The sequence below is a fragment of the Bacteroides sp. HMSC067B03 genome, from assembly GCF_001811315.1.
Taxonomy (GTDB): Bacteria; Bacteroidota; Bacteroidia; order Bacteroidales; family Bacteroidaceae; genus Bacteroides; species Bacteroides faecis.
Window position 1 is genome coordinate 1 of sequence record NZ_KV804478.1, and the last position, 4557, is coordinate 4557.

At 31.1% G+C, this 4557-nt stretch carries 5 protein-coding genes; all 5 read right to left on the reverse strand.

The features are described 5' to 3' along the window. Window positions 1–56: 56 nt before the first annotated feature. Entirely contained in the window at window positions 57–668 is a 612-nt protein-coding gene (locus HMPREF2794_RS24580) for a leucine-rich repeat domain-containing protein (RefSeq protein WP_022471922.1), read from the reverse strand. Between the two features lie 66 nt (window positions 669–734). Then, on the reverse strand, window positions 735–1340 hold the full coding sequence (locus HMPREF2794_RS24585) for a leucine-rich repeat domain-containing protein (RefSeq protein ID WP_070752949.1): 606 nt from the start codon (window positions 1338–1340) through the stop codon (window positions 735–737). A gap of 8 nt (window positions 1341–1348) precedes the next feature. Then, complete coding sequence (locus HMPREF2794_RS24590; RefSeq protein WP_240053015.1) at window positions 1349–1918, reverse strand: hypothetical protein; 570 nt, start codon at window positions 1916–1918, stop codon at window positions 1349–1351. Between the two features lie 115 nt (window positions 1919–2033). Next, window positions 2034–3767: an erythromycin esterase family protein gene (locus tag HMPREF2794_RS24595; protein WP_070752950.1), complete on the reverse strand. Its 1734-nt coding sequence runs from the start codon at window positions 3765–3767 to the stop codon at window positions 2034–2036. Between the two features lie 242 nt (window positions 3768–4009). Further along, the coding region (locus tag HMPREF2794_RS29165; RefSeq protein ID WP_070752952.1) for a hypothetical protein at window positions 4010–4557 on the reverse strand (548 nt) is incomplete at its 5' end.

The following is a 4557-nucleotide window of genomic DNA, read 5'->3' on the forward strand; positions in this document are numbered from 1 at the left end:
TATAATCATTTCTATATTCTTCTAACGCTGAATCGACAATGCACGCAATATTAAGTTTAATGGCTGTAATCATAAGAAACACTAATCGGTCCCAAAAGACGTTTCCCATCAGCAACCCCATCCCGCACTATTGTATCTATCCAAAGAGGTTCAAAGTTCACTCTCTCAGACAGAGAAGGGTTATAAGAAATATCAAGATATTGTAGATTCTTATGGTTAAAATTGGCATACGTTAAATCATTATATGACAATATAATCCGAAATAAAGGCTCGCATATATTTATTCTATTTACTGCATTATAGGATATATCCAGTTCTTTTAAACTAGGTATTGTATTTTTTCTTATTCGTACAATTCCACGATATAGATTATGAGAAAGATTAAGCCTCTCCACCCCTTTAGGCAGGAAAAACGGATTAATTGTTTCTAATAAGTTATAAGACAAGTCAAGCGATTTAATGGTGAAAGCAGACAAATCCGGAAAATTCACAATGCTATCATTTGACAAGTCATAATAATCCATAACAGAATCATAAGGTAACAAAAAAAGGGTTTCCAATTTTGTGAGCTCATTTCTAGGAGGTTGATCAGTTACTTCTTTTTTGCTCATCATTCCGCAGGATAATAATAAGAATGAGACTAACAATATATAAATTATATTTTTCATACTATTCAACATTTAAAATCACCTAATTTTCTTCTAAAACCAAGCCTAATAATTATGCAAGACCACTTATTCAATAACAATATCAGTCAGTGGTCCTAATAGACGTTTCCCATCAGCAACTCCATCTCGTACTAATGTATCTATCCAAAGAGGCTCAAAGCTTACCCTTTCTGAAATATCAGAATTATAAGAGATATCAAGATATTGTATATTCTTATGATTCAGATCAATAACATTTAGATCATTATATGATACATTTATACGGTATAAAGGAGGAGCTATATCTATTCTATTTAATGCATTATGAGATATATCCAATTCTTTTAAATAGGGGATCGTATTTTTCCTTATGAGTATGAAACCACAGTATAGATTATGAGAAAGATTTAATTTTTCCAACCCTTTAGGTAAAAAAAGTGGATTAATTGTATCTAACAGATTATGAGACAAGTCAAGCGATTTAATAGTAAAAGCAGACAAATTCGGAAAATTCTCAATATTGTCATTTGACAGATCATAATAGACCATAACTGAATCATAAGGCAGCCAAAAAAGCTTTTCCAATTTAGTAAGTTCTTTCGTCAAAGGTTGTTTACCAGATTCATTCCTAATCCCCATTCTACAAGATAACAAAAAGGGAGAAAATAATAATATACAAATTAAATATTTCATAGCATCTGTTATTTAAGATCATTAAAATGATACCCAGCATTCTTACTAATTGGTCCTATCAACGGTTTCCCTCCTGCAACTCCTTCACTTATAACTGTATCTATAAGTGAAGGTTCAAAACGAACAAGCCTATTTAAATGAATATTATAAGACACGTCAAGATATTGTATATTTTTTTGATTTAAACCAATAAAAACTAAATTATTATGTGATAATATTATCCGATATAATGGTTCGGTTATTCTTATGCTATCCAATGTATTATAAGATAAGTCTACCTCTTTTAAAGAGGGGATAGTGCATCTTCTTATATTTACAAATCCTTTATATTTATTATTTGAAAGATTCAGACGTTCCAATCCTTTAGGTAAAAGACGTGGAATAATTGTATCCAACAAATTGCCAGACAAATTAAGTGACTTAATAGTATAGCTAGATAAATCAGGAAAATCCACAATACTATCATTTGACAAATCATATATATTCATTACCGAATCAAAAGGCAGCAAGTAAAGTTTTTCCAATTTAGTGAATTCTCTTACTGACAGTTGCTGAATTACTTCTTTTTTATTTCTCATCCCACAGGACAATATTAAAAGTGAGACTAGTAATAGATAAATTATCTTTTTCATCATTAAAACATTCAGAGATTGATTTTTAATAAATAATTAGCTTAATTATAATATGTAACTTTTAGAAGGATATTTTTTTCTTCCCGAAATCAAGTTCCCGACTTTTATCCAAACACTTTTTAAATCGATTTATAAAGTCAAAATGCTCAGTAACTATATCCAAAGAAGCTTTCTTCAAAGGTTTAGTTTCCCTTATAAACAACGCACCATCCATTCTACAAGAAGGGTTCATCAGACTACTAAACTCCTTTGCAGCTATTCCTATATTTCGATACCACATTAGACAAGAGGGTAAGAACACTTTAGGTACATAAAAAAAATCCATCGAAACTTGACTTAACCAATATTCAAATGTATCCTTTGAATTTTCTTTTAAATAAGAGATATTCCATTTATTTCCTTTGCCCTCATTTAGAGTTTCACCACCTCCCACAAATATACCAACAACAAAAAAGTCATCGCCATAAACCCGTTTAGCGAAAGAACCAAATGGAGGATCAGAAACCATTCTTGTTTCCAATGCAGAATAATTAGCATGTCCAAAATGGCTATATACAGCAGTTTTCATGGCTTTATTTTTAGAAAACAAACCAAACAAAAAATCCAAATTCTCAAACATCACTTTATCACGTAGCGAAAAGCTTAAAACAGGCTGCTTTCTTGCTTGAATAATCGTCTGCAAACAATGTTCTAGAATCTTTGATTCATATAAGCCAATCTCATCCTTAAAATAATTATGAGATTGAAGAAAAGATATTTTTTTTTGATTTGAATCTTTTTCTTGTAATAATAACATTCGACAAAATTCAGCAATATAAGGATTGGAAGCAGTATGATTTACTGCTACTAGATATTCAAACAAGTCTAACTCAGTAAACCGATATTCATATTCATAATCTATTCCTAAAAGCCAAACTTTATTTTTCATTTTCGCATTATACTCTTTCAACCAAACAAAGAAATCAACCCATTCTTCAGAATATAATGACTGATCAAAATAAGGTCTGATACTATCGATATAAAAAGCACTATCTCCCTGTACGAAACGATTCACATAAAGCATTTTTTCCAAAGGCAGTTCCATTAATATTAGCCTACGGTCATCATATTCTATCCCATGTTTAAGTAGTTGAACCACTTCTTCATTGATTGTGGCACTTCCATGTACCGATTCTCCAAAAGCAACTATTTTCTTATTTTTAAAAGCATAATCAAAATCCGAATTCAACAAAGAATCACTATGGACCACATTTTTTTGAGAGAGCACTATGTCAGGAGAAGATAAAATAGGACAGTCTGCTATATTTTTATCGCCCACCTTCATATTTATTCTATCCAGCCATAAATTCTGCTGACTCTCTATTTTATCTTCCTTTGATTCCAAAAATCTTAATGTATCTTTTCCTGCAAATACAATGTTCAGTTCCATCATAGCAACATCTACCAAAGAAACATTTTTCTGATAAGTATGCCAATCATTATATCCATTAACAGACAAAGTGTCCGAATAGAGAACTTTTTCATTCTCGCTAATGCCAGACATCACTAAATTAGCACTCTTCAAATTTTGACTCTTACAAGTTAAAGAAACAGTCATACTATCGCTATCTACATCAGGAAGAATGAAAATATTATATAGCATTCCACGTAAAATTGGATAAAATCCTGCAATATTATATTGTTTGATTTGCAGCGGATACTTTTCTTTATATAAAGACGAACTATCTACTTGGATACGAGCATCAAAACGTTTCAGAGCTACTGACCAACCACTTTTTTCTGAAAAGTTCATCATATCCAAAAGTTTTTTTCTTGAAGTCTGAGAGTGTATATATGTACATGTACATAACACTATCACAAAACAAACAATATTCTTCATATGTAAACAATATTAATACTACTTTTTTTCTAATATCAATTTATTCTCACTACTTTTAAATATGATTGTAAGAACTCAACTTATTAATACAATATCTCGCCATAAACAGAAAAGCAATAAACAACGACATATAGGTTACGAACTGATAATCTCTAATCCTAATAGTAGATATTTCCCAAAACATCCATGTCCTTATAAAGGATGAGCTGACCTGTATTGGCATCATATACACTAAATCGAATTTTGCTATCAACACCATTTAGAATTGGCTTACTCCCTACAAATAAATTAGAAGAAGCGTCATATCCTTTTATTAATAAATCAGCTTGCATATCATTATGTACTTGGTTTATCTGCTTTTCAAGATAATCTGTATAATCCTTAACTACAGGAAGTCCCTTATGAATCTTTGTCAGTACCATTGCAACAACCTTATCTACAAATATATTCCACAAATCATTTGAAGAACTTCGTAAGTATTCAGGAAATGTACAATACTCTCCGACTCCTGAAAACGCATTAACATCATTACCTATATATCCCCAACCTTCTACATATCCACCATTCCATGTTCCATTAGCAACCATAGTATCATATTCTTCCTGCGTATAATAATGAACATTAGAATTAGGGGTTCCGTTACCACCCTCTCCATAATAGCCATAGTATCCGTAATAACCATAATAGCCATAGCCTGGATTCCCAT

Bases quoted from the DNA above. Each gene is read 5' to 3' on its own strand.
- HMPREF2794_RS24590 (WP_240053015.1), bottom strand. From the start codon at position 1,918: ATGAGAAATAAAAAAGAAGTAATTCAGCAACTGTCAGTAAGAGAATTC.
- HMPREF2794_RS24585 (WP_070752949.1), bottom strand. From the start codon at position 1,340: ATGAAATATTTAATTTGTATATTATTATTTTCTCCCTTTTTGTTATCT.
- HMPREF2794_RS24580 (WP_022471922.1), bottom strand. From the start codon at position 668: ATGAAAAATATAATTTATATATTGTTAGTCTCATTCTTATTATTATCC.
- HMPREF2794_RS24595 (WP_070752950.1), bottom strand. From the start codon at position 3,767: ATGATGAACTTTTCAGAAAAAAGTGGTTGGTCAGTAGCTCTGAAACGT.